Raw genomic sequence first — 24,662 nt, forward strand, 5'->3', positions numbered from 1 at the left:
TTAATTCTTTAATTTATTACGTTGGTTTAAAAAATCTCTCAATGCCTGATCAAGCGGTTCATCGGTAGTTACCGTACGGTAATAGATCCTTCGGTCTAACATCTCCGTTCTGATCTGCTTTAAATGAGCCGCCATACGCTGCTGGTATTCAGTTCTGGCCTTAGCCTGATCAATCTGTACCGTTTCGCCCGTTTCCAGATCTTCAAAAGTAGAATAACCCTTAAAATCAAGCTCCAGTTCATTTTTAGCCAGTACATGAAAAACAATGATCTCATGCCTAAGCGACGAAAAAGTATCGAGCAACTTGATGATTTCATGGTCTTTCTGGTAAAAATCGGTAATAAAGATCAGCAGCTCTCTTTGATGCCCCCCTGCAAAAATCTCATTGTAATGTATAGGCTCTGTAAACCCACCTTGGGGTTCAATGCGCTCAAGTTGGTAAAATAAGCGCGATAAATGCTGAAAATCTTGCCTTGCCGCCATAGAGAAAATATGTCGATGCTTAAAAACATATAGGCCAATGGCATCGCCCTGTAAATTGGCCAGATAAGCCAACGAAGCCGCTAAATACCGGGCGTATTCCATCTTGGTAAAATCACCGTCGTGATGGTTCATAGAAGCGCTGGCATCGATCAGCAAACGTACCGAGATACTGGTTTCAATTTCCGATTCCCTGATGTAATAACGATCAGAACGCGCAAACATTTTCCAGTCCAAAGACCTTAGGTCATCGCCGGGCTGATAGCTCCTGTATTGACTAAACTCCATGCCCGCACCCTTGATCGTACTTTTGTTGATACCGTTCATAAAGCCATCTATCGTGGTCTTGGCCGATAGCGATAGCTGTTTAATGGCCATCAGTGTTTTAGGGTCAAGGAGCCTGCTCATTAAATACTGTTTTGAGGTCTGGTTATAGCTTTAAGTAAGGCACTGGTGGTGTCATCTGCCGTAACATTTTCGGCATCGGCCTTAAAATTCATCAAAATACGGTGGCGCAATACCGGGTAGGCCATGGCCTGCAGATCTTCTAAGGTTACCGCGTAACGGCCTTTAAAAAGTGCTCTGGCTTTGGCGGTCAGGATCAGTGCCTGTCCGGCACGGGGGCCAGCGCCCCAGCGCACCCATTCCTTTACAAAAGCAACGGTAGAAGTATCAGGTCTTGTAGCACGGATAAGCTCACTGGTATAACCGATCAGATCATCGCTTATGCTCACCTCTCGGGTAAGTTTTTGCAGTTGTTTGATCTCATCTGCACCGATTACCGCATTTACTTTTGCCTGCTTTGCACCTGTGGTACTGCTCAAGATTTTGGCTTCTTCAGCAGCCGTAGGATAACCTATTTTAATGTACAGCAAAAAACGGTCTAACTGTGCCTCAGGCAAAGGATAGGTGCCGGCCTGCTCAATAGGGTTTTGCGTAGCTAAGATAAAAAACGGCCGGTCTAAAGGATAAGTTTGTCCGGCGTAAGTAACCTCAAACTCCTGCATGGCCTCTAACAAAGCCGATTGCGTTTTAGGAGGTGTACGGTTTACCTCATCAGCCAGGATAATATTGGCGAACAAAGGACCCTTGTTAAATTTAAAAAAACGTTTGCCAGAACTGTGGTCCTCCTCTAAGATCTCTGTGCCTATAATATCAGTAGGCATAAGGTCTGGCGTAAACTGTATCCGCCTAAACGAAAGGTCAAGCGCTTGCGACATGGTCCTTACCATTAAGGTTTTGGCAAGACCCGGTACACCCTCAAGCAAACAATGCCCGCCGGCCATTAAGGCAATGAGCATTTCTTCTATAATAGAATCTTGCCCAACAATAACTTTTTGTATTTCGCTCTTTAATGAAGAGACCTTTTCAATCAGGTGGTTTAAATTGCTTGCTGAAGTTTCCAAGTGCTGAAATCTTTTTAGTGAACAGGAAATGATATTTCAATATAGCGCATCTGAAAATGAAAAATCAAGAACTTTTAAAGAATATCAAAAAAATTACAACATAAACCCATTAAAAAATGGTTTTTATACAAAATGGAATTAATTTAGGTCGATGCAAAGCGCCAAGTTCACATTTGCCAGGATAAAATACATTTCAGGAGACTGGGATACCGATCAGCGTATGCCCGCCAATGTGCTCAATTCGCTTTTAGAATACACCACCATTCCGTTTGAGCCAGAAGAAAAAATCATAGAACTGAGTAGTGCCGATATCTTTAAATACCCCTTCTGTTATTTGAGCGGACATAAGCTCGTGCAGTTTAACCAACAAGAAGCGGCTAACTTTAAAAGCTACGTAAACAACGGCGGTTTTGTTTTTGTTGACGATTGCAACCACGATATAGACGGCTTGTTTGCCCGTTCATTTGAAACGCAGATGAACAATCTATTTGGAGCCAGCGCACTCAAAAAAATACCGAACAATCACCCCATTTACAATGCCTTTTTTAAATTCGAAAAAGGACCGCCATCCACCTCTTTTGAACTCAACGGCTGGGGCGATGATCTGGTGCACGATTACCTCAAAGCCATTACCATAAACAATAGAATAGGAGTACTATACAGCAACAAAGACTATGGCTGCGAGTGGGATTACGATTTCCGTAACAAACGCTTCCTGGCAGAAGACAATACCAAATTTGCCATCAATATTATCATGTACGCCATGGGGGTAAATGGCTAATCTCATTCATAAATTAGAGCTTATGTTTTCTTGTCATACTCATTGCTAAAAATGAAATTGTAAAAGAATATTTAAATCAATATATTTATAAGTAATTGTTAATTAATTACTTAAATCTAAATTTTAAATGTTATGAAAACTAAGTTCTTATTTTTTGTCGGATTGATCCTTTCATTTTCGACTTTTACTGCCCAATCAGTTTCAAAACCGCAATCTATAAAAGTAGCCACCTCAGACGTTCTTATTGGTGGTTTTAGAGTAGGCGGACAAACTCTTGAAGCTTGGGGCGACAGCAGTGGAAACATCACCGCATTATATTTAACAGATAGTTCAGGCAATCATACCGGTGGGCAAGCTTATAGCTGGTCTGGATCGCATAATTTTAACCATTATATTGATGCTTCTATACAGCTTACTCCCGGTGGAAGTGTATATACTTATCATGGCTATTGCTGGTATTAAAAAAAAGTATAAAAATGATTTAGGTTTAACACCTTATGTCATCCTCTTAATCATAGCCCTCGAATAAATCGGGGGCTTGTTTTTGATCGCATACAAAGCCCTTCATTATTTTATTCCCGAATAAAAAGAGAACAGACATTGAACTTGTTTTACAAGACTTAGTTAATTTTCTTAATGATCTTGTAGCTAATCGTAGTCAGATTTCCTCGACCTAGATGCTGAATTTAATTCAGCATGACGTCCCCTTAACATCACCCTCCCTTTACCGTCACCCTGAACTCGTTTCAGGGTCTATCTCTTTAACTCATTTTAACCCAATCACTTTATTGTATTCCGAAGCAGTATAGGTAAAACTAATGCACATATTTTGAAAATTTACCGTCACATTGAGCCTGTCGAAATGTAAATTTAATTTATGCCAGAAAGGCAAGGGCTCCAGAGAAGGGAGCATGTTTTTATAAAATGCAGAATTACTACGCAATAAAACAAGTTAAGTATGATGCATTTATTTAAAGCTGCTAAGCTATATCTTTGCAATAGCCGTAAAACATCTTCGTTTAGCGTAATACCGACCTTCACTGATACGGTTGGCAACAATTAAACAATATGCCCTATCTGGTCAACCCATTAACCCATTCAACAATTAATCAATTAACCAGCTCAACAACTAACCAACGCCCCTGTACTTTAAAAAGAAAGCCCTGGCCTCATCAGCATCAAAATAATAACTGCGGTGCTTTACAACAGGTAACAAAATACCAGCCTTTAAATTGCGGTAGATCGTTTGCCTGCTGATGCAATACTTTTCAGAAACCTGTTGCGTGCTTAAGAGCTCCTTTTGCAATAATTTCTTTCTGATGTACCCAGAAATTTCCGTATATTGATTTACAATACGCTGCAAGAGCAAAAATTCTCATACGAGAGAAGATAATTCCCTTTTCTTTTTTTCATGGCTTATTAAGTAATAATGAATAAATAGTAGGAATAGGGGGTATCCTGTTAATTTACTTGAAGATAGCCCTAATATTCTGAAATACCAAAGCCTAAAAAAGAGCAACGAACCGCGAAAAACAAAACCACACAACCCCAGTACAACCTCAGTACAACCCCAGCACAACAAATACACAAGAAACACACAACAACCACACAATAAAAGTACCCAATTGTCCGATTTTTAAGAATTAATTAATTGATAATAAGTGTATTAAATTTTATTCGCCTTCCCAACTGTTACACTCAGTAACCAATATGCCCCGGCGGCTTGTTTGCCATTTTTAAGTTGCAGAGATTAGGTCTCGATAAATAACCGATTATTTAATTTAATGTTTTCAAATCATGGCAGTAAACAAGAACAACCCCGTAGTAGAAGGGGCCAGCGGCAGATTTGGCCGCACCATGGTATTCCGCCAAAAGGGCGCACTAACCGTAATGGCCGTTAGGCCCAAGCCAACAAACAAGCTACCCACCCAGGAACAGATGAGACAGAGATTTCTGTTCGCCGAGGCCAGCGCCTATGCAATGGATGCCATCAATGATCCGGTAACCAAAGAAGCCTACCTGGCAAAAGCAAAAGGCAACCAAACAGCCTACAATGTGGCCTTTAAAGACTTTCTTACCCCGCCTGTACTGCATCTGGTCGACTGGAGCAAATACACCGGTGCCATTGGTGATACCATCACCTGTCGCATTACCGACATCATGGCCGTAGTAAGCGTAAAAGTGAGCCTGTACGGCACCAACGATGAACTCATAGAAGAGGGTATGGCCGTGCAGAGCTCGCTCAAGCTCGACTGGGTGTACACCGCTACAACAGCCCACGCACCCGTAGCAGGCACCCGCATGGTGGTACAGATGACAGACACCCCACAAAACGTGTACACCCAAGAACAGCTAATGGAGTAAAAGTTTATGATATGGTGTGTTTTTAAAAAAGCAGTAGCCTCAGGGTTGCTGCTTTTTGGTTTACGGTAAACCGTATAGAATTATAATTGATGTTAGAGAAGTTTGGGGATGTTTAACTAAAAAAAATAAAACTATGGCAATTAAAATTACATGTATTAACAAAGACAATGGTAACCATGAAAATCCGAACTTGGCTATTACACATTTAGGTTGGACAAATGATGTTAATGGTAATACGGGGAAAAGTACACGGTTAGAAATTTACGATTTTATAAAAAAGGGTAATTATGTGTATGTGGAACGTTTCGGTAATAAAGTGAAAGTGATTACCGCAGAAACAACTAAGGGGACTAAATATGTCAAAACTGAAGCAGATAACACAACTGTTAACAATTTACTTTCTTTGAGAGAATGCTAGTGAGTGGGTATTTTTTGGATGAAAATTCAAAAAATACCTTTTAAAGGTAAATCTCAAATTCATTACATTGAGGAATAAAAACTTTTAATAGTTTTACACTCCACTAACTCTCAAACCAAAAAACATGTCAGAAGATCAAAAACGACAGCTAGAACAACAGCTTTGGAATATTGCCAACACACTACGTGGTAAGATGAATGCAGATGAGTTTCGTGATTATATCTTAGGCTTTATTTTCTATAAGTACCTGAGTGAGAAAATGGAAATGTTTGCTAATGATATTCTAGCTCAAGATAAAATTACATTTAGCAGTATAAAAAGCGGTAAAGCAAAGAATGAGGAAATTCTTGAAGCTGTTAAAGAAGCGTCCCTGGAAAAGTTAGGTTACTTTTTAAAACCAGAAGAATTATTTTCGGCAGTAGCACTGAGAGGTAATAGCGGAGATGATAAAGAAGTGAGTGACCAAAACAGTACCAACTTCATTCTGGGCGATTTACAAAAAATATTGACCAATATCCAACTAAGTACCATGGGTACAGAGAGTGAAGAAGATTTTGATAATCTTTTTGAAGATATGGATTTAAATAGCACTAAGCTAGGTAAAACGCCAGAAGCTAGGAATGAGATTATTGCTAAAGTTTTAGGACATTTAGATAAGATAGATTTTAAGCTTAAAAATACAGAGTTAGATGTTTTAGGCGATGCTTACGAATACCTAATTGGCCAATTTGCAAGTGGAGCAGGAAAAAAAGCGGGCGAATTTTACACACCGCAAGAAGTTTCTAAAATATTGGCAAAACTGGTTACTACTGGTAAACATAAGCTAAAATCAGTGTATGATCCAACTTGTGGCTCTGGTTCTTTATTGTTGCGTGTAGCCAGGGAAGTTAAGGATGTAGGCGACTTTTACGGACAGGAAATGAACCGTACTACCTACAACTTGGCTCGTATGAACATGATTTTGCACGGTATCCATTACCGTAAATTTGATATTAAACAAGAAGATACTTTAGAGCGCCCTCAACACATGGGACAAACGTTCGAAGCTATTGTAGCTAACCCACCATTTTCTGCACAATGGGGTGCTAACCCTTTGCATTTAAGCGATGACCGCTTTAGTCAGTATGGTAAGCTGGCACCGGCCAGCAAAGCAGATTTTGCTTTTGTGCAACACATGGTGTACCATTTAGCTGAAAATGGCACCATGGCTATTGTATTGCCGCATGGCATATTGTTTAGAGGGGCAGCAGAATTACATATTCGTAAATACCTAATAGAACAGAAAAATTATTTAGATGCTGTAATTGGTTTACCTGCCAATATATTCTACGGTACCAGCATACCAACCTGTATTTTGGTATTTAAAAAATGTAAGGAAAACCCCGAAGATATTTTATTTATTGATGCCAGCAGAGGATTTGAAAAAGTAAAAACCCAAAATATCTTACGTGAAGAACACATAGATCAAATTGTAGAAACCTATCGTAACAGAACGGTAATTGAAAAATACAGTTACCGGGCCACCTTACAAGAAGTTGCCGACAATGATTATAACTTAAATATCCCTCGTTATGTAGATACTTTCGAGGAAGAAGAAGAAATTGATATACAAGAGGTAATGCGCGAGATAAAGGAGCTAGAAGCCAAAAGAGCCAAACTCGATGAGGAGATTGAAGGTTATTTCAAAGAACTAGGGCTAGTTTTTTAGCCTAATAAATCCTTAATGTTTATAGTAGTTACAATTAAATAATCGAGAAAATGGCTGAAAACAAAGAAATGGGTAATGTTCCTAATTTGAGATTTCCTGAGTTTACTGATGAATGGGAAATGAAAAAGTTGGGGGAAGTCGCACCCTTACAAAGAGGTTTTGATTTACCTGTTGATAGAATTGAAATTGGGAAATTTCCAGTTGTTTTTTCTAATGGCATTCTAAAATTTCACAGTGAATATAAAGTTAAAGGACCAGGAGTTGTAACTGGTCGTTCAGGTACTATTGGAAAAGTGACTTATGTTGAAGAAGATTATTGGCCCCATAATACTTCTCTATGGGTAAGTGATTTTAATGGCAACTATCCCAAATTTATTTTTCATTATTATTCGCAATTTCAGCTAGAAAAATTAGGAACAGGCTCTGGTGTTCCAACTTTAAACAGAAATGATGTTCATATAAAGAAAGGTTATTTTCCAGAAGTTAATGAGCAGAAAAAGATTTCAGATTTTTTATCTATAATCGAAGAAAGAATAAGCACCCAAAGCAAAATAATTGAGGAGTTAAAATTATTAAAGAGTGCCCTTAGTAAAAAGATATTTTCTCGTCAAGCAAAGTTTTCAGACGAAAACGGGAATAATTTCCCTGAATGGGTAACAACAGAATTAAGCGAAGTAATGTCCATACCTGAAAAAACGAAAGCTAAAGATATTGACAATAAAAAATTGCTAACCGTAAAACTTCATTTGAAAGGTGCTTTGAAAAATGAAGTTACAGATACTTTATCATTAGGTTCAACACATTATTTCGTTAGAAAAAAAGGGCAATTTATCTATGGAAAGCAAAACCTATTTAATGGAGCCTTTGCTATTATTTCTGATGAATTTGATGGTTTTTTATCTTCTAGTGATGTTCCTTCATTGGATATTAATCATTCAAAAATAAATGCTTCATATCTGCTGTACTACTTAGGTAGAGAGTCTTTTTACAAAAGCCTAGAGAATTTAGCAACAGGCTCGGGAAGCAAGCGCATACACGAGGTTACATTACTTAAAATCAAAATAGACTTGCCCATTGTAGTAGAGCAAGACAAAATCGCTAATTTCTTATCAAGAATTGATGAAAAAATCAATACAGAACTAAAATATCTTGCGAGCCTTAATAAACAAAAGCAATTCTTATTATCAAATCTTTTTATATAAATAGATTTTGTAAAAGGTATTTTTTCTGTTTTTCATAATTTAAAAGTTGCTGTTTTTCTATCTCGATTTTATTACTAATTGATAAAAGAAAACTAGCAATACGATTTTGCTCTTCTAAAGAGGGTATGCTACATTTCTCGTTTTTGTAATCTTTAAAATATATATGTGGAATAGTGCTTCCAGATACATATTTTGAAAAATCAATGCATGAAAGTAAATAAAAAAGAAAGTATGCGTTTATTCCAGTTGTAGGTTCAATAATATCCATGGTTCCTAAAACTGAACTTTTACCATTACAATAGAATAATCTGCCAACCCCAGCACCATCTTTTACAATACCGATGTAATCATTTTCTTCTTCATAAAAATCTATTTTCTTTAATATACCAGAGGCACCATATATAACATAATCACCAAAATTCTCTTCAATTTTATTTGCAGAAATATTAGAAGATTTTTTGATTGCTATATCTTTTAATTTTCTTTCTTCCCATTTTGAGTAAAGGTTTCTATTATTATTTTTAAACCTAACTTGTTGAACAAACAACCTTTCTCTTAAATTTTGCATTAAGGTTTCTAATTGTTGAATTATTTTGCTTTGGGTCTGGATGCGAGTATCAATAAGGGATAAAGTTTTGCAAATTTTTACTTGCTCAGTAATCGTTGGAATATTAATTCCAATTTTTTCAATTGTACTTTTAGATAAACTAGGTACACCAGATGCTTCGTTATAATTTAACCAATTTATATTTTCAAATAAATAAAGTACAAATTTAGGCAAGACATTTTGGAATGAATGCGTATAAAATAGCGTGTCAACTGTCCAAAATTTTCCTTTAAAATATCCGGGTTTGTTTATTGTGCCCTTTCTGCCAATAAAAACACTTTCGCCATCATATAAAAATTTATTAACCCTTGACATTTGTCCTCCAGTTCCAAAAACAGGTATGTCGCCAGACAATAAATGTTTATAGTCTTTGCCACTTCCTATAGTTAATATTCTTCCTATTTCATTTTTTTTCCAGCCTCCTTCAAACTCAGGAAATCGTAGTTTGGGGATTAATAGTGTATTAGGAACCTTAGTAATTAAGCATCCCTAATCCTAGATTACTTTTCTTTGCGATTTATAAAATCTTAAATCAACATTAAATGAACAAACAAAAAACATTAGCAGAAGTAGTAACCTTATGGAAAGCCGACAAGAAACAATACGTTAAAAAATCAAGCCTATCAGCTTACATGCTACTCATCGAAAACCATTTATTACCCACCTTCGGAGAACAAAAAATGATTGAAGAAGCCCAGGTACAAACCTTTGTTTTTCAAAAACTAGAACAAGGTCTGAGTCAAAAAACCATTAAAGATATTTTAATAGTCTTAAAAATGTTGCTCAAGTTTGGAGCTAAAAACAAGTGGCTAAACCATTTACCATTTGATATTCAATTTCCAACAGAAAGAGAAAAACAAAACTTGGAAGTATTGAGCAGAAGCAACCAGAAAAAGATGATGGATTACATACAAGAGCATTTTACCTTCAGAAATTTGGGTGTATATATCTGCTTAAGCTCAGGCATGCGCATAGGCGAAATTTGTGCATTAACTTGGGAAGATATAGATACAGATAATGCAATTATTAAGGTAAGTAAAACCATACAACGTATTTACGTAGTAGAAGAACACCTGCGTAAAACAGAACTGATATTAGATACACCAAAAACCAAAAACTCAATTAGAGAAATACCCATGAACAGAGAATTATTAAAAATGCTTAAACCAGTTAAAAAAATTGTAAACCCTTCCTTCTTCGTACTCACTAATGATGCAAAACCTACCGAACCACGTACATACAGAAGCTATTATAAAAACTTAATGAAGAACTTAAACATGCCCGATCTTAAATTTCACGGCCTACGCCACAGCTTTGCTACCAGATGTATAGAAAGTAAATGCGATTATAAAACCGTTAGTGTACTGTTAGGGCATTCTAACATCACCACTACTTTAAACCTGTATGTACACCCCAATTTAGAGCAAAAGAGAAAAACGATAGACCAAATGTTTAAAGGGTTGAGGTAAACCATTTGTCTGGATTAGGATAGGTAAGCTTATAAGTTAATGCCCTGCAATTCTTTATGCTCATTTGTGGTTTTGTGTAATTCTTATCGGTTAAATGTTATATTCGCTTAAATTAACAATACTCTCATTTGCCAAATATGGAATATGAAGAACTAACACACCGCATTATTGGATGTGCAATGAAAGTACATAGAATATTGGGCAATGGTTTCCAAGAAGTAATCTATCAACGAGCATTAGCAGTTGAGTTTGAAAAGCAAGGATTAGGCTTTCAACGAGAAATGGAAATGACTATACTTTATGAGGATATTGATATAGGAACTAGACGAGTTGATTTCTTTGTAGGAACTTAATTATGGTCGAATTAAAAGCACTAATTAAACTAGATGAAGCGCATTTAGCGCAAGTAATGAATTATTGTCAGGCTTATCAACTATCAATTGGGCTACTCATTAATTTTGGTTCAAGAAGTCTGGAGTTTAAAAGAGTTTATAACCTCAACCATCCGATGAACAAAATTATAACAAAAAATCCTAACATCATTTCATCCTATAAATCCTAATCCAGACAATTAACACACTCTAATTATACAAATCCTAATTCCGACAATAAATGTCTAAGCAATCAGAACAAATATTAGAAGAACAATTAATCACTAGCCTGCAAAAGCTAGGATATGATTATGTTACTATAGCTGATGAAGAAGCACTCATTCGCAATTTAAAGTTGCAATTAGAAAAGCATAATAAGGTTAGCTTCTCATCTTCAGAATTTGAAAAGGTACTTAACATTCTAAATAAAGGTACTGTATTTGAAAAAGGTAAAACCTTACGCCAAAAACAGCATATTGTTAAAGATAATGGCGATAACCTGTATTTCGAGTTTTTAAATACCGACCATTGGTGTCAAAACGAATATCAGGTAACCAACCAAGTTACACAAGAAGGCAAATATGTTAACCGCTATGATGTTACCTTGCTTATTAATGGTATGCCCTTGGTTCAAATAGAGCTTAAACGACGCGGTTTGGAAATGAAAGAAGCATTTAACCAGCTTAACCGCTACCAAAAACATTCATTTAATGCCAATTACGCCTTATATCAGTATGTACAGGTATTTGTAATAAGTAACGGCGTAAACACAAAATACTTTGCCAATAATCGCTATCAAGATTTCAAACAAACTTTCTATTGGACAGATATACACAATAAACGCATAACCAATTTATTGGAAGGTTTTACAGATGCCTTTTTAGAACCCTGTCATATCAGTAAAATGATATGTAAGTACATTGTGCTTAATGAAGCCAACAAAATACCAATGATACTGCGCCCTTACCAGTATTATGCGGTTGAAGCATTAATTGAAAGAGTTAAGAATACCACTAAAAACGGGTATATCTGGCATACCACAGGTTCAGGAAAAACCTTAACCTCATTTAAGGCCAGTCAGATTTTAATGAAACTGCCACAAATTCACAAAGTTGTATTTGTAGTAGATCGCAAAGATTTAGATTATCAAACTACAAAAGAGTTCAATAGCTTTCAGGAGAGAAGTATAGATGGAGCAGACAATACAAATAATTTGGTAAAGCAGTTTACAGATAATTATGTAGATAAAAAAGGAGAGCATAAAAACTCAAAGCTAATTGTAACCACTATACAAAAGCTAAATACAGCCATAAGTAAATTGAGACATGAGGGTAAAATGGCAGATTTAAAGGATAAGCGCATTGTGTTTATTTTTGATGAATGCCACCGTAGCCAATTTGGCGATACCCATCAGCGTATTAAATCTTTCTTTAATAATAGCCAGTTATTTGGTTTTACAGGTACGCCCATATTTGCCGATAATGCCAATAAAAATGAGCTTGGCAAACGTACTACAAAAGATTTGTTTGAAGACTGCTTGCATAAATATGTAATTACAGATGCCATTCGTGATGAAAATGTATTGAAATTTTCAGTAGAATATGTAGGTAGATACAAACATAAAGATGGTAAAGAAACCGCTATTGATATTGAAGTAGAAGATATTGATACCGCAGAGTTGATGGAAGATCCAAGCCGTTTAACCAAAATCGCAGATTATATCATTGCTCATCATGATCGTAAAACACAAAGTAAACGCTTTACAGCCATGTTCTGTGTAGATAGTGTGAAAACCTTGATTAAGTATTACGAAATTTTTAAACATAGAAAACAAGAGGGAACGCATGATTTAAAGATAGCCACAATTTTTAGTTATGCCAATAATGAAGATGATGCTGGTGCTAATGGCTTTATACCAGAAGAAGTTTCTGTGGTGCAAGAACCCAGAGCGTTATATGGTCTACAAGCCCACAGTAGAGAAAAACTAGATGAGTTTATTGCAGATTACAATGAAATGTTTGGTAGCGCTTACAGCACTAAAGACAGCGAGAGTTTTTACAATTACTACAATGACATTTCTAAAAATGTAAAAGATGGTAAAATAGATGTTTTACTAGTGGTAAATATGTTTTTAACAGGCTTTGATAGTAAGACCTTAAACACCCTGTATGTCGATAAGAACCTCAAATATCATGGTTTAATCCAAGCCTATTCACGCACCAACAGAATTTTAAACGAACAAAAATCACAAGGAAACATCGTTGCTTTCCGTAATTTGAAAAACAGGACTGATGAGGCTATCACTCTATTTAGTAATAAAGATGCCATTGAGGTAATCATCATGCAACCTTATGAAGACTATACTCAAGAGTTTGAAAAAGCCTATGAAAAATTAATTGCTATCACTAGATTTCCAAATGATGTAAGTGATTTGATTACAGAAGAAGATGAGCTAGAATTTGTAAGGGCATTTAGAAATGTAATGCGCATTAAAAACATCATGACCTCTTTTGCAGATTTTAATTGGGATGATATAAAAATGAGCGAGCAGGAGTTTGAAGATTTTAAAAGTAAGTATCTTGATTTATATGATAAAGTAAAACAAGAGCATGCCAAAGAAAAGGTATCCATATTAGATGATGTAGATTTTGAACTGGAATTAATTCATCGTGATGAAATCAATGTTACTTACATCATTCAACTATTGATTAAGCTTAAAGCCGATAAGAAAGGCGATGTAGAGAAAACTAGGCAAGAAATCGCCAATTTATTAGCTACAGAAACTACCTTACGTAGCAAGCGAGAGCTAATAGAGCGCTTTATAGAAGAAAACCTGCCATTAATTGCTGATACTGATGAAGTAACAAATGAATTTGATAAGTTTTGGAACAGGGAACAAAGGCAAGCATTTGAAAAATTAGTTGAAGAAGAACAACTTTCTAAGGAAAAAACGGAGAAGTTAATAGAAGATTACCTCTTTGCAGAAAAAGAACCATTGACAGACGATTTGTTAGATTTGATAGAGGGGGAGAAACCAAGTATTCTTCAACGTAAAAAAAGAAGAGATGGGATTTTGCTACGTATTAAAGATTTCGTTGAGACTTTTATTAATGGTATGGTGGGGTAAAATTAGGATTGAAAATATGCTTATAAAAACTAATCTAGATACCCGAGTTCAATTATTAAAAGTGCTAAAATAAGTCTTTAAAACTGATGCTGACCTGTAGCAAAGCGTAAAGTTACGCAGTAAAACAAGTTCAGTATGACGACTACTATTTATTTGCCGTCACCCTGAATTCATTTCAGGGTCTGTGTCCCCTCGAGTAAGATACTGACTTGGAGCAAAGCGGAAAGCTATGGAGTAAATTCATTTTACAAGCCTTTATTTATTTTTCTTTAAGGTCTTGTAGCTATTATGTGGTCAGGGTCTATCTTATTTAGAAGAATGATAAAAAAGCTGTACAACTCAACAATTAACCCATTCAACAATTAACCCCTGTATTTCTATATGCCTATGTGGTTCAATAATTAACTCATTCAACAATTAATCAATTAACCAATTAACCATCTCAACAATTAACCCCTTGCCCCTAAACCAAAAAAGCCCCAGAACTAAACCCGGGGCTATCATTAACCTTTATAAAAAATCAAAACTATACACGGCCCGGATACTGCTGTAAAGCAATTTCAAGGCAGTCCATAGCCGCATTCAGATCATCAACGTTAAGCACATAAGCCATACGCACTTCATTCTTTCCAGAACCCGGCGTAGAATAAAAACCCGTAGCAGGCGCCATCATAACCGTTTGGTTATGGTGCGAGAAATGCTCTAACATCCACTGACAGAAAACATCCGCATCATCAATAGGCAATTTGGCCACCACATAAAAAGCACCCCCAGGGTTAGGGCAGTACACCCCATCAATTTTGTTCAAGCGACCAACAAGCGTATCCCTGCGCAAGGTATATTCCTGGCTAACCGCCTCAAAATAACTATCAGGCGTATCAACAGCAGCGGCACCGGCAATCTGCTCAACCATACCCGGACTTAAACGCGCTTGCGCAAACTTCAATCCCGATTGGATCACCTCCTTGTTTTTGGTAATTAAACAGCCCAAACGCGCACCACAGGCACTGTAACGTTTAGAAACCGTATCCATTACCACCACGTTCTCATCTAAACCATCCAGGTGCATAGGCGAGATAAACTCCCTGCCATCATAGCAGAACTCGCGGTAAGCCTCATCAGAGAATAAGAAAAGGTCATATTTCAGGCAAAGTGCCTTTAAAGCCTCTAGCTCTTCCCTTGAATACAAATAACCAGTAGGATTATTCGGGTTGCAAATAATAATCGCTTTGGTTTTTTCAGTGATCAGTTTCTCAAACTCGGCAATAGGAGGCAAAGCAAAACCATTATCAATATAAGATAAGATCGGTTTAACCACCACATTGCTCATACAGGCAAAACCATTGTAATTGGCATAAAAAGGCTCAGGAATAATGATTTCATCACCCTCATTTACGCAAGTTTGCATGGCAATGGTAATAGCTTCAGAACCACCTACGGTTACCAGGATCTGATCAGGCGTAATGTTATAACCCAGCTTATTGTAATATTCGGTTAATTTAGTGCGGTAAGCTAAAGTACCTTCAGAAGGCGTATAAGCCCATACATTAAAATCGATATTCTTTACCGCATTGAGCATCACCTCTGGGGTGGCAATATCAGGCTGACCAATATTTAAATGAAAAACTTTCTTACCCTCGGCTTTTGCCTTATCAGCAAAAGGAGTTAATTTTCTAATAGGAGAAGCGGGCATCAGGTGCCCTTTTTCTGAGATTTTTGGCATAACAGCAAAAATAAAAAACCCCGCTAAATAACGGGGTTTAAAAGCTTAAATATTTTGTAAAATTTTACTTGCTCGATTCAGCTACCGTTTCACCTTTCAGGTACAATACCTTGGTGGTGGTACGTGCATTAGAAGTTAAAGTTACCGTGCTGTTAAAAGGAAGCGGAGCACCACCCTTGGTAATGGTTACTTTAACATAACCTTTCTCACCTTTTTTAACCGGGGTTTTGGTGTACTCGCCAACGGTACAGCCACAAGTGGTTTCTACATTAGAAATGATCAGAGGCTGGTCACCCTCATTGGTAAAGTTAAAAGTATAAGATACAGGTTTGTTAAGAGGTATCTTGCCGAAGTCATGAGTTTCAGTTTCAAACTTAAACTCGGCAGGTTTATTTTGCGCCTTTGCCATTACACCGATCCCGAGTATCAAAGCAAAAATTAAAACTATCTTTTTCATAATGTTCAGGTTTTAAACAAAGCTAATATTTTATTTTAAAAAGACAGAACAAATTGCGAGCCAAATATTATTTGCCCTCTAAATTGAGCCATAAACTTTAAGAATCGTATCTTTGAGCCGAAATAAAATTTTTGTGTATGATAGTAACCGGAAATCTTATAACCAACCAGATAGATACCTCAGAACTTAGTTTCGACGATTTTAAAAAGATCGTTCTAAATGATTATCGCATAGCTTTTGAAAGCAGGCAGGCCAGTTTGTTAGGCAGAAAAGAAGTACTAACAGGAAAGGCCAAGTTCGGTATTTTTGGCGATGGTAAAGAAGTACCTCAAATTGCAATGGCTAAAGCTTTTAAGGCAGGCGACTGGAGGTCAGGTTATTACAGAGACCAGACATTTGCATTTGCCGCAGGTATATCTACCATAAAAGAGTTTTTTGCACAACTATACGCAAACCCCGATGTAGAGGCCGATCCGGCATCGGCAGGCCGTCAGATGAATTGCCATTTTGCTACCCGTTCCTTAAATGAAGACGGTTCGTGGAAAGATTTAACAGCAATCAAAAACTGCTCGTCAGATATTTCGCCAACTGGCGGACAAATGGCAAGATTAGTAGGCTTGGCCTATGCCTCAAAACTGTTCAGGCAAAATAAAGAACTCGGTTACCTAAAGAATTTCTCTGTTAACGGAAACGAAGTAGCCTTTGGTACTATTGGTAATGCCTCAACATCCGAAGGTATATTCTTTGAATCGATCAATGCCGCAGGCGTATTACAAGTTCCTATGGCGGTTTCCATATGGGATGATGGATACGGAATCTCCGTTCCCTCTAAATATCAGACCACCAAAGAAAACATTTCAGAGATCTTAAAAGGATTTCAGCGCGAAGAAGGAACTAATGGCTATGAAATCTTCAGGGTAAAAGGTTGGGATTATCCGGCTTTATGCGAAACCTACCAAAAAGCTATTGATATTTGCAGAACGGAGCATGTACCAGTGTTGATCCATGTAACAGAACTTACACAGCCACAGGGACATTCTACATCTGGTTCGCACGAACGTTATAAAGATAAAGACAGGTTAGAGTGGGAGCGTGAGCACGACTGTATCGTAAAAATGCGTGCTTGGATGATAGAATCTGCCATTGCAACCGACGAAGAAATAACCGAATTAGAAGAAACAGCTAAAAAATTCGTTAAAGATACCCAGAAAGAAGCATGGAACGAGTTCTTGGATATCATCAGACAAGAACAGGCCGAGGTTATTAAACTGATCAATAACCTGGCTAATGGCAACCATGTTTTAGCAAAGATAGCTTCGCAATTGGCCGCTACACCAGATGCTTTGCGCAGAGATGTAGTAGCTGCGGCCAGAAAAGCCATAAGGTTGAGTTTGAATATAGACAATGCAGATAGGAGAGCTTTGGTAAAATGGTACACCGATCATGTAGATGTATTTGAAGAAGCTTATAGCTCGAAACTACATACCGAAACTTTAGAAAAACCTGAAGATGTTACTATAGTGCCTGCTGTTTATGGCGAAAATGCGAAGATGATCGATGGTAGGGAAGTGCTTAACGCTTGTTTCGATTCGAACTTTGCCCGCGATCCGCGTTTATTGGCATTTGGAGAAGACCTGGGTTATATTGGAGATGTGAACCAGGGATTTGCCGGTTTACAGGCCAAATATGGAGAGCTTCGCATTTCAGATACAGGTATCAGAGAAATGACTATTGCAGGACAGGGTATAGGTTTGGCTTTAAGAGGATTAAAACCTATTGCCGAAATCCAATACTTAGATTATTTGCTATATGCGCTCAATGTACTGAGCGATGATTTGGCAACCATATCATACCGTACAAAAGCAGGACAGAAAGCCCCGGTTATTGTGCGTACCAGAGGACATCGTTTAGAAGGGATATGGCATTCAGGTTCGCCAATGGGCATGATTTTAAGCTCGCTAAGAGGAATGCATGTATGTGTACCGAGAAACATGACACAGGCCGCGGGTATGTACAATACTTTATTCAGATCAGATGAACCTGCCTTGGTAATTGAATGTTTAAATGGTTACCGTTTAAAAGAAAAATTACCCGATAATGTCGGCGAGTTTACAGTACCTTTAGGCAAGGCCGAAATTGTGAAAAGTGGTACGGATATTACCGTAATCTCATACGGTTCTACCTTAAGATTAGTACAAGAAGCAGCAGAAGAATTGGAGCAATTGGGCATCTCAGTTGAAATTATCGACCCACAGACCCTGTTGCCATTTGATACCGAACATTTGTCTGCTAAATCTTTACAGAAAACCAATAAACTGTTGATCGTAGATGAGGATGTTCCGGGAGGAGCTTCGGCTTTTATCCTGCAACAAGTATTGGAAGTACAGAAAGGTTATTTTTACCTTGATGCGCAACCTAAAACTTTGGCAGCTAAAGCGCACAGGCCACCATATGGATCAGACGGGGATTATTTTACCAAACCATCGGTTGATGATATTATAGAAGCAGTTTACGCGATGATTTCAGATTCGAACCCATCAAAATACCCGAATTTGTTTTAATACAAACAAGGATACAAACAGCAAAAAGCTGATGTCAGGTTGAGCTTGTCGAAATGTGTACTTTAGTGCCTTTAAATAAACGAATCATGCTGAACTGGTTTCAGCATCCAAATAAAACCAAAAGCCTCGTATCAAATATTGATGCGAGGCTTTTTTTGTTAACCTAAACCTGTTTATAGTACAGCTTGTCCATTATAACCATTTTCCGTCATACTATTCCCTCACGTCATATTATCCCTCCACGTCATGCTGAACTCGTTTCAGCATCTAACTCGAGGAAATATTAGACGCTAAAATGAATTTACTTCGTAGCTTTCCACTTCGCTCCGAGTTAGCATCTTAGTGCCCCTACGTTAAGCTCCTTTCCGGTCTCTTATTTTTCGGCATGCACCAATTGGCCTGTTTACTCACATCAAAAGAAAAATAAGCAGCCTTGATTTTTTCCTTCTTTTTTATCAAGAAAAAAGAAGATGCCCTTCCGGCATAGAGGAAATTTATAAGACAAGAATTACATTTCGACAGGCTCAATGTGACAATCTTAGTGTCTTTAACCAATGCGTCATGCTAAACATCACACCCCATGCTGCACACCCTATAAGTCATGCTGAGCACAAACACCCAATGTGCGTCATGCTGAATTCATTTCAGAATCTATAAGCGTAAAACTACTTCAAATCCCTTTTCTTCTTTTCTCCACTATACTTTTTCTCTCCAGCTTTAATGGCTAAGCTAAGATCGTTCTCCTCAGGAGGAATAGGACAACGGTAACCATCGCTATAAGCACAATAAGGATTGTAAGCCTTATTGAAATCAATCTCTATTTTATCCTTTACAATGTCAGAAGTTTTCAAGTCCATGTAACGTCCGCCACCATAAGTTTCTTTGTTGTTGGTTTGATCCGTAAAAGGCAAGAATAAATAATCCCTGTAAACCGGGTTCTGAGACAAAGCAACATTTTTATAAAGCGTAAGCTGTACCGGTTGATTATGCACCTGCATACTTAAAACCGCATATTTTACATATTCGGCAGTAGTGCCAGCATAAGTTGGCATTTTAAAAGGCTTTTCATTGCTGAGCAGTTTAACTTTGGCTCTTACTTTATAGCTGCTGTCGGCATCAAAAAAGTTAAGATATTTCAAATCCGCCTCCTTTAAGGGCGAATGTTCATTGGTAATAAAATCTTCTTTGTATTTAATCCTGTGCTGCTCGGTTTCAGCTTTGAAATTTTGAGCCTGGGCCAATGAGGCAACAAATAAGAAAAAGACAATCAGTAAATTACGCATAGTACAGATTTACAATTTTACGGTTTTGTTCCTTAATAAATGATCGGCAATAACCAAAGCGGCCATTGCTTCTACAATTACAACCGCTCTTGGCACAACGCAAGGGTCATGTCGGCCTTTGCCTTTTATTTCTGCTGCTTCTCCGGCGGCATTGATGGTAGGCTGATTGTGCATAATGGTGGCTACGGGTTTAAAGCCAACTTTAAAAGTAATATCCATACCGTTTGAGATACCTCCCAAGATACCTCCTGCATAATTGGTAATAGTTTTAAACTGGTTGGAATCTGCTGATTTAGGAAGAGGAATATCATTGTGCTCAGAACCCCGTAATTCGGTGCCTTCAAAACCAGAGCCATACTCAAAACCATGCACCGCGTTGATGCTCAGCATAGCCTTGCCTAAATCCGCATGTAATTTATCAAAAACAGGTTCCCCTAAACCCACCGGACAGCCTTTGATGATACAACTGATCTTGCCACCGACCGTATCCCCGTCTTTGCGCACACTATCAATAAACTCGATCATATCATTGGCTGTGGCGGGATCGGCGCAACGAACAATATTTCCCTCTCTTATCTTAAGCAGCTCATCAAGCTGATTAAGCTCAATATGAGGAGCGTTGATTTTTCCTACAGCGGTAACATGGGCAAAAATGCTAATGCCGTGTGCTTTCAGCAACAATTTAGCTATAGCTCCGGCTGCCACCCTTGCTGCGGTTTCCCTTGCCGATGAACGTCCGCCCCCGCGATGATCCCTGATGCCGTATTTGGCATCATATACATAATCGGCATGGCTTGGCCTGTACACATCCACATTATGGCCATAATCTTTGCTGCGCTGATCCTCGTTAGGAATAAGCATGGCTATGGGCGTGCCTGTGGTTTTTCCTTCAAAAACGCCCGAAAGAATTTGTACCGTATCACTTTCTTTACGCTGTGTGGTAATTTTTGATTGCCCTGGCTTTCTTTTGTCAAGCTCGGCCTGTATAAAATCTAAATCAATATTCAATCCGGCCGGACAACCATCTAAGATTACACCGATTGCTGTTCCATGCGATTCGCCAAAAGTAGTGATGCGAAAAAGTTGTCCAAATGAGTTGCCAGCCATGTTTTGAGTATTTAGTAATTAGATGAATTAACCTTGTTTATATAGTTTAGGAGATTTGGAATAGTCTAAAATACATTGTACTAAATACTAACTTCAAATCCCGCTTTCTTCAAATCATCCCAAAAATAAGGATAAGATTTTTCAACTACCATATAATCTTCAATCTCTACCTCATCAATTAATAAAGCCAAAGGGGCAAAGGCCATGGCCATACGATGATCTTCATAAGTAGCCACGGTTATTTTCTTTGGAAAAGAAAGCGCAGAACAGTCTAAGGTATAGATAAGCCCATTTTCATGGAGCTTTACGCCTATTTTAGCTAGTTCATTTTGTAAAGCCGCTACTCTGTTGGTTTCTTTTATTTTTAAGGTTTCCAGCCCTGTAAACGATAGGTTAAGCCCTAAGGCAGCAGCTACAACAATAATAGTTTGTGCCAGATCTGGACAAGTTTTTAAGTCTAATGTAGCTGTTGTTGTATTCTTCACCTCCCCATCTCTTGTAAAAGCAATACCATTAGTAATGGTACGTGTATTTATACCAAAAATCTTCATAATGGTACTGATCTGGCTATCGCCCTGCAAGCTTTGTTCGCGCAGATGAGGTAAACTGATCTGAGCGCTTTCAGCTAAAGCCGCAATGCTGTACCAATAAGAGGCTGCGCTCCAATCTGGCTCTACAATAAGCGTGGTAGGTTTAAAATCCTGATGCTTGATAGCGATAAGATTTTCATTCCATTCATAAGAGATACCACATTCAGCCAGCATGGCTAAGGTCATATCTACATAAGGTTTAGAAGTGAGCTCACCTTCGATCTCTAAAATTAAACCTAATGGTAAAGTAGGAGCAAGCATCAGCAATGCGGAGATATACTGGCTGCTGATATCCCCTTTAATTTTGATATGGTTCTTTTTTTGAGCTAATGGTCCTTTGATTTTTAAAGGAGGGAAGCCCTCTTTTTCATCATATGCAATATGGGCGCCAATATCATTCAGAGCTTCAGTTAAGATGCCAATAGGACGTTGTTTCATTCGCTCGGTTCCTGTTAACAGAAAATTACCGTTCTTGGCCGAAAGATATGCCGCCAAAAAACGCATTGCAGTACCCGCCGGACCAACATCAATGGTTTGCTCCTGCGCGGTTGAGTATGTTAATTGATTGAGGATCTGGTGCAAGGTTACAGTATCTGCCGCGTTAGATAGGTTTTCTACCTTAACAAGCTTATGGCTTAACGCATGAATGATCAGTGCTCTGTTGCATTCGCTCTTTGAGCCTGTTAAAAAGATCTCTGCATCGATATGTTTAGGGCCTTTGAATGATATAACGGCGTTCTTGTGCATTGTACGAAATAAATTAGCTAAGGTTAGGGAGGCCCAGACCTCCCCGTAAATTAAATATCCTGATGGTGATAAGTTTAAGCCTTTAATTCAGCATGATTTTCAGCAGCGATACCTTTTGCCGCCTCCTTCATATTGTTCATAATCTCAGTTTGCTTTCTAATAGATTCACTATGTACCAGCTCTAAAAACTTCTCAGTAAATGCTGTATCTAATTTCAGGGCTTTTGCAAAAGCAGCACCCTTTTTACTGATTTCATCCCAACGGTTTACTTGTAAAATAGTTACTTGGTTATCTCTTTTGTATTCGCCAATTTTTTCAACAATGGCCATACGCTCGCCTAATTTTTGCAATAACAGATCATCTATCTTGTCAATTTGCTTACGCAATTCGGTCAGTTTATCGGCAAAAGCCTCATTTTTAGAATCAGGTTCACGAACAGTTAAACGCTCCATTAATTCATTAACGGCAGCAGGAGTAAGCTGTTGTTTGGCATCTGTCCATGCTACTGAAGGATCTAAGTGCGATTCGATCATCAAGCCCTGCATATTCAGATCCAGTGCTTTTTGCGAAATGTATGGGATCAGCTCGCGGTTACCGCAAATATGGCTTGGGTCGTTAATAATAGGCAATTCAGGACAAAGTGTTTTTAACTGAATGGCAAGTTCCCACATCGGCTCATTGCGGAAAGAGCTTTTTTCAAAAGAAGAAAAACCTCTGTGTATAGCACCCAATTTGGTAATGCCGGCTTTGTTGATGCGTTCTAAAGCACCAATCCATAATTGCAGATCGGGATTAACAGGGTTTTTTACCAGAACGGGAACATCGTGACCTTTTAAGGCATCGGCAATTTCTTGTACGGTAAAAGGGTTAACAGTAGAACGCGCACCGATCCAAAGGATATCTACACCAGCAGCTAAAGCCTCTTCTACGTGTTTAGCATTGGCTACTTCAACAGCAGTAGGTAAACCTGTTTCAGCTTTTGCACGTTTTAACCATTCAAGGCCAATACTACCAATACCTTCAAACTCTCCCGGACGGGTACGTGGTTTCCAGATACCAGCCCTCAATACACTTACTTTACCGGTTGCAGCCAGTAAATGCGCAGTGGTTAACAATTGATCTTCAGTTTCGGCACTGCATGGCCCCGATATGAGCAAAGGTTCATTTGTTACGCTGATCCAATTGCTTAAAGGTTCGATGTTTAAATTTAGTTTCATTTATTTAGGATATTTATTATTGTTCGTTATTCATTTATTTATTTCTGTTGTTCATTTCTGAACTTCAGCTATCAGACTTCCGTCTCTCAACTTTCAGACTCCTTAAACCTTATCGTTCTTTAGGTATTCGCCCATAATATTAAAGTTAACGGTGTATTTCAGCACTCTGCGTATGGCCGTATCATAATTTTCCATTTCTTTCCATTCCATATCTACGTAGAAATAATATTCATTTCTTTTACCCAGAACAGGCATAGATTGTATTTTGGTAAGATTTACATTTAATTCAGCAAAAATTTGCAGCACTTTGCTCAGTGCACCTACATGGTTTCCAACCTGGAAACAGATAGAGGCTTTATTAATCGGCTTTTCCTGCTCATTCTTGTTTTGTTCCAGGATAAGAAAGCGGGTAAAGTTCTTTTTGTTTGATTCGATACGTCTTTCCAAAATATTTAACCCATACAATTCGGCGGCAAGACTATTTGCTATGGCTACGGTATCTTTCAGTTGTTCGTCTTTTATTTTCTTGGCACAAGCGGCGGTATCATTGCCTTCAATTACGGTTATTTGAGGAAAATCGTCAAAGAAATCAACACATTGTCTAATGGCAATAGGATGAGAAGTAGCAACCTTTACATCCTCAAATTTTACACCGGGTAAAGCTAAAAGATGTAGCTGGATAGGTAAGTAAACCTCGCCTGTTACCGCAAAATTGTATTCTCTGATAAGTGTATAATTAGGCAAAAGACTGCCTGCGATAGAGTTCTCAATAGCCATGATCACAAAATCAGCTTCGTTATTTTCAAGCTTTTCGCAAGTTTGTTTAAACGAATTGCACTCTATGGTTTCTATTTCTTTACCAAAGAATTTGTAGGCCGCTTCTTCATGAAACGATGCTTTTATACCTTGTATGGCTACTCTGGGTTTATTTTTCATAAATGCTTTAAACAAAAAAAGTCCCGGCGTTTTGCCGGGACTTTCTTATACAAAATATTTTATTTGCTTATATTTTTTGCATATCAGTCCCGGCTCTTACTAAAGTAG

General features: G+C 37.9%; 20 protein-coding genes and 1 pseudogene. 10 read left to right on the forward strand and 11 right to left on the reverse strand.

What is annotated here, in order from left to right; genetic code table 11:
• Both ACLHG9_RS09455 and ACLHG9_RS09460 read right to left on the reverse strand, forming a co-directional pair.
• On the reverse strand, positions 1-888 hold the full coding sequence (locus tag ACLHG9_RS09455; protein ID WP_410221250.1) for a DUF58 domain-containing protein: 888 nt from the start codon (positions 886-888) through the stop codon (positions 1-3).
• Positions 888-1,886, reverse strand: coding sequence for an AAA family ATPase (locus ACLHG9_RS09460; protein ID WP_410221251.1), 999 nt, complete (start codon positions 1,884-1,886; stop codon positions 888-890). The genes ACLHG9_RS09455 and ACLHG9_RS09460 overlap by 1 nt, the downstream gene beginning before the upstream one ends.
• Before the next feature lie 151 nt (positions 1,887-2,037).
• On the opposite strand from ACLHG9_RS09460, the gene ACLHG9_RS09465 reads away from it, so the two are divergent.
• Positions 2,038-2,667 carry a DUF4159 domain-containing protein gene (locus ACLHG9_RS09465; protein ID WP_410221252.1) on the forward strand — a complete coding sequence of 210 codons (630 nt, stop codon included), beginning with the start codon at positions 2,038-2,040 and terminating at the stop codon, positions 2,665-2,667.
• 132 nt (positions 2,668-2,799) lie between these two features.
• Positions 2,800-3,129, forward strand: a complete 330-nt coding sequence (locus tag ACLHG9_RS09470) for a hypothetical protein (RefSeq protein WP_410221253.1) — start codon at positions 2,800-2,802, stop codon at positions 3,127-3,129.
• A 667-nt stretch (positions 3,130-3,796) separates the two neighbouring features.
• Here the strand turns inward: ACLHG9_RS09470 and ACLHG9_RS09475 are convergent.
• Positions 3,797-4,030 (reverse strand): helix-turn-helix transcriptional regulator, encoded by a 234-nt coding sequence (locus ACLHG9_RS09475; RefSeq protein ID WP_410221254.1) that lies wholly within the window; start codon positions 4,028-4,030, stop codon positions 3,797-3,799.
• A gap of 434 nt (positions 4,031-4,464) precedes the next feature.
• On the opposite strand from ACLHG9_RS09475, the gene ACLHG9_RS09480 reads away from it, so the two are divergent.
• From ACLHG9_RS09480 to ACLHG9_RS09495, 4 genes are all read left to right on the forward strand, one after another.
• Positions 4,465-5,031 carry a hypothetical protein gene (locus ACLHG9_RS09480; protein ID WP_410221255.1) on the forward strand — a complete coding sequence of 189 codons (567 nt, stop codon included), beginning with the start codon at positions 4,465-4,467 and terminating at the stop codon, positions 5,029-5,031.
• Between the two features lie 133 nt (positions 5,032-5,164).
• A complete protein-coding gene (locus tag ACLHG9_RS09485) occupies positions 5,165-5,449 on the forward strand; it encodes a DUF3892 domain-containing protein (RefSeq protein ID WP_410221256.1) in 285 nt (94 codons plus the stop codon).
• A 124-nt stretch (positions 5,450-5,573) separates the two neighbouring features.
• Positions 5,574-7,157 carry a type I restriction-modification system subunit M gene (locus tag ACLHG9_RS09490; RefSeq protein WP_410221257.1) on the forward strand — a complete coding sequence of 528 codons (1,584 nt, stop codon included), beginning with the start codon at positions 5,574-5,576 and terminating at the stop codon, positions 7,155-7,157.
• Positions 7,158-7,207: 50 nt separating this feature from the next.
• Positions 7,208-8,359, forward strand: coding sequence for a restriction endonuclease subunit S (locus tag ACLHG9_RS09495; protein WP_410221258.1), 1,152 nt, complete (start codon positions 7,208-7,210; stop codon positions 8,357-8,359).
• Here ACLHG9_RS09495 and ACLHG9_RS09500 read toward each other — a convergent pair.
• The gene (locus ACLHG9_RS09500; RefSeq protein ID WP_410221703.1) at positions 8,352-9,446 is read right to left on the reverse strand and encodes a restriction endonuclease subunit S; all 1,095 of its coding nucleotides are present in this window, start codon (positions 9,444-9,446) and stop codon (positions 8,352-8,354) included. The genes ACLHG9_RS09495 and ACLHG9_RS09500 overlap by 8 nt on opposite strands.
• 62 nt (positions 9,447-9,508) lie before the next feature.
• Between ACLHG9_RS09500 and ACLHG9_RS09505 the strand changes: the two genes are divergently transcribed.
• The 3 genes and pseudogenes from ACLHG9_RS09505 to ACLHG9_RS09515 all read left to right on the forward strand — a co-directional run bounded on the left by ACLHG9_RS09505 (position 9,509) and on the right by ACLHG9_RS09515 (position 13,933).
• Positions 9,509-10,435 (forward strand): tyrosine-type recombinase/integrase, encoded by a 927-nt coding sequence (locus tag ACLHG9_RS09505; protein WP_410221259.1) that lies wholly within the window; start codon positions 9,509-9,511, stop codon positions 10,433-10,435.
• Positions 10,436-10,614: 179 nt separating this feature from the next.
• A pseudogene (locus tag ACLHG9_RS09510) lies at positions 10,615-10,997 on the forward strand (GxxExxY protein).
• Positions 10,998-11,047: 50 nt separating this feature from the next.
• Positions 11,048-13,933 carry a type I restriction endonuclease subunit R gene (locus ACLHG9_RS09515; RefSeq protein WP_410221260.1) on the forward strand — a complete coding sequence of 962 codons (2,886 nt, stop codon included), beginning with the start codon at positions 11,048-11,050 and terminating at the stop codon, positions 13,931-13,933.
• 526 nt (positions 13,934-14,459) lie between these two features.
• Here the strand turns inward: ACLHG9_RS09515 and ACLHG9_RS09520 are convergent.
• Entirely contained in the window at positions 14,460-15,656 is a 1,197-nt protein-coding gene (locus tag ACLHG9_RS09520; RefSeq protein WP_410221261.1) for a pyridoxal phosphate-dependent aminotransferase, read from the reverse strand.
• Between the two features lie 64 nt (positions 15,657-15,720).
• On the reverse strand, positions 15,721-16,113 hold the full coding sequence (locus ACLHG9_RS09525) for a DUF1573 domain-containing protein (protein WP_410221262.1): 393 nt from the start codon (positions 16,111-16,113) through the stop codon (positions 15,721-15,723).
• A 137-nt stretch (positions 16,114-16,250) separates the two neighbouring features.
• Between ACLHG9_RS09525 and ACLHG9_RS09530 the strand changes: the two genes are divergently transcribed.
• Positions 16,251-18,674 carry a thiamine pyrophosphate-dependent enzyme gene (locus ACLHG9_RS09530; RefSeq protein WP_410221263.1) on the forward strand — a complete coding sequence of 808 codons (2,424 nt, stop codon included), beginning with the start codon at positions 16,251-16,253 and terminating at the stop codon, positions 18,672-18,674.
• A gap of 665 nt (positions 18,675-19,339) precedes the next feature.
• Here the strand turns inward: ACLHG9_RS09530 and ACLHG9_RS09535 are convergent.
• From ACLHG9_RS09535 to ACLHG9_RS09555, 5 genes are all read right to left on the reverse strand, one after another.
• The gene (locus ACLHG9_RS09535; protein ID WP_410221264.1) at positions 19,340-19,957 is read right to left on the reverse strand and encodes a DUF1684 domain-containing protein; all 618 of its coding nucleotides are present in this window, start codon (positions 19,955-19,957) and stop codon (positions 19,340-19,342) included.
• A 9-nt stretch (positions 19,958-19,966) separates the two neighbouring features.
• On the reverse strand, positions 19,967-21,064 hold the full coding sequence (gene aroC, locus ACLHG9_RS09540) for a chorismate synthase (RefSeq protein ID WP_410221265.1): 1,098 nt from the start codon (positions 21,062-21,064) through the stop codon (positions 19,967-19,969).
• Positions 21,065-21,144: 80 nt separating this feature from the next.
• Positions 21,145-22,401 (reverse strand): 3-phosphoshikimate 1-carboxyvinyltransferase, encoded by a 1,257-nt coding sequence (gene aroA / locus ACLHG9_RS09545; RefSeq protein WP_410221266.1) that lies wholly within the window; start codon positions 22,399-22,401, stop codon positions 21,145-21,147.
• Between the two features lie 74 nt (positions 22,402-22,475).
• On the reverse strand, positions 22,476-23,618 hold the full coding sequence (locus ACLHG9_RS09550) for a chorismate mutase (protein ID WP_410221267.1): 1,143 nt from the start codon (positions 23,616-23,618) through the stop codon (positions 22,476-22,478).
• A 102-nt stretch (positions 23,619-23,720) separates the two neighbouring features.
• A complete protein-coding gene (locus ACLHG9_RS09555; RefSeq protein WP_410221268.1) occupies positions 23,721-24,554 on the reverse strand; it encodes a prephenate dehydratase in 834 nt (277 codons plus the stop codon).
• Between the last annotated feature and the right edge of the window lie 108 nt (positions 24,555-24,662).

The sequence above is a fragment of the Pedobacter sp. genome (assembly GCF_046462515.1).
GTDB lineage: Bacteria > Bacteroidota > Bacteroidia > Sphingobacteriales > Sphingobacteriaceae > Pedobacter.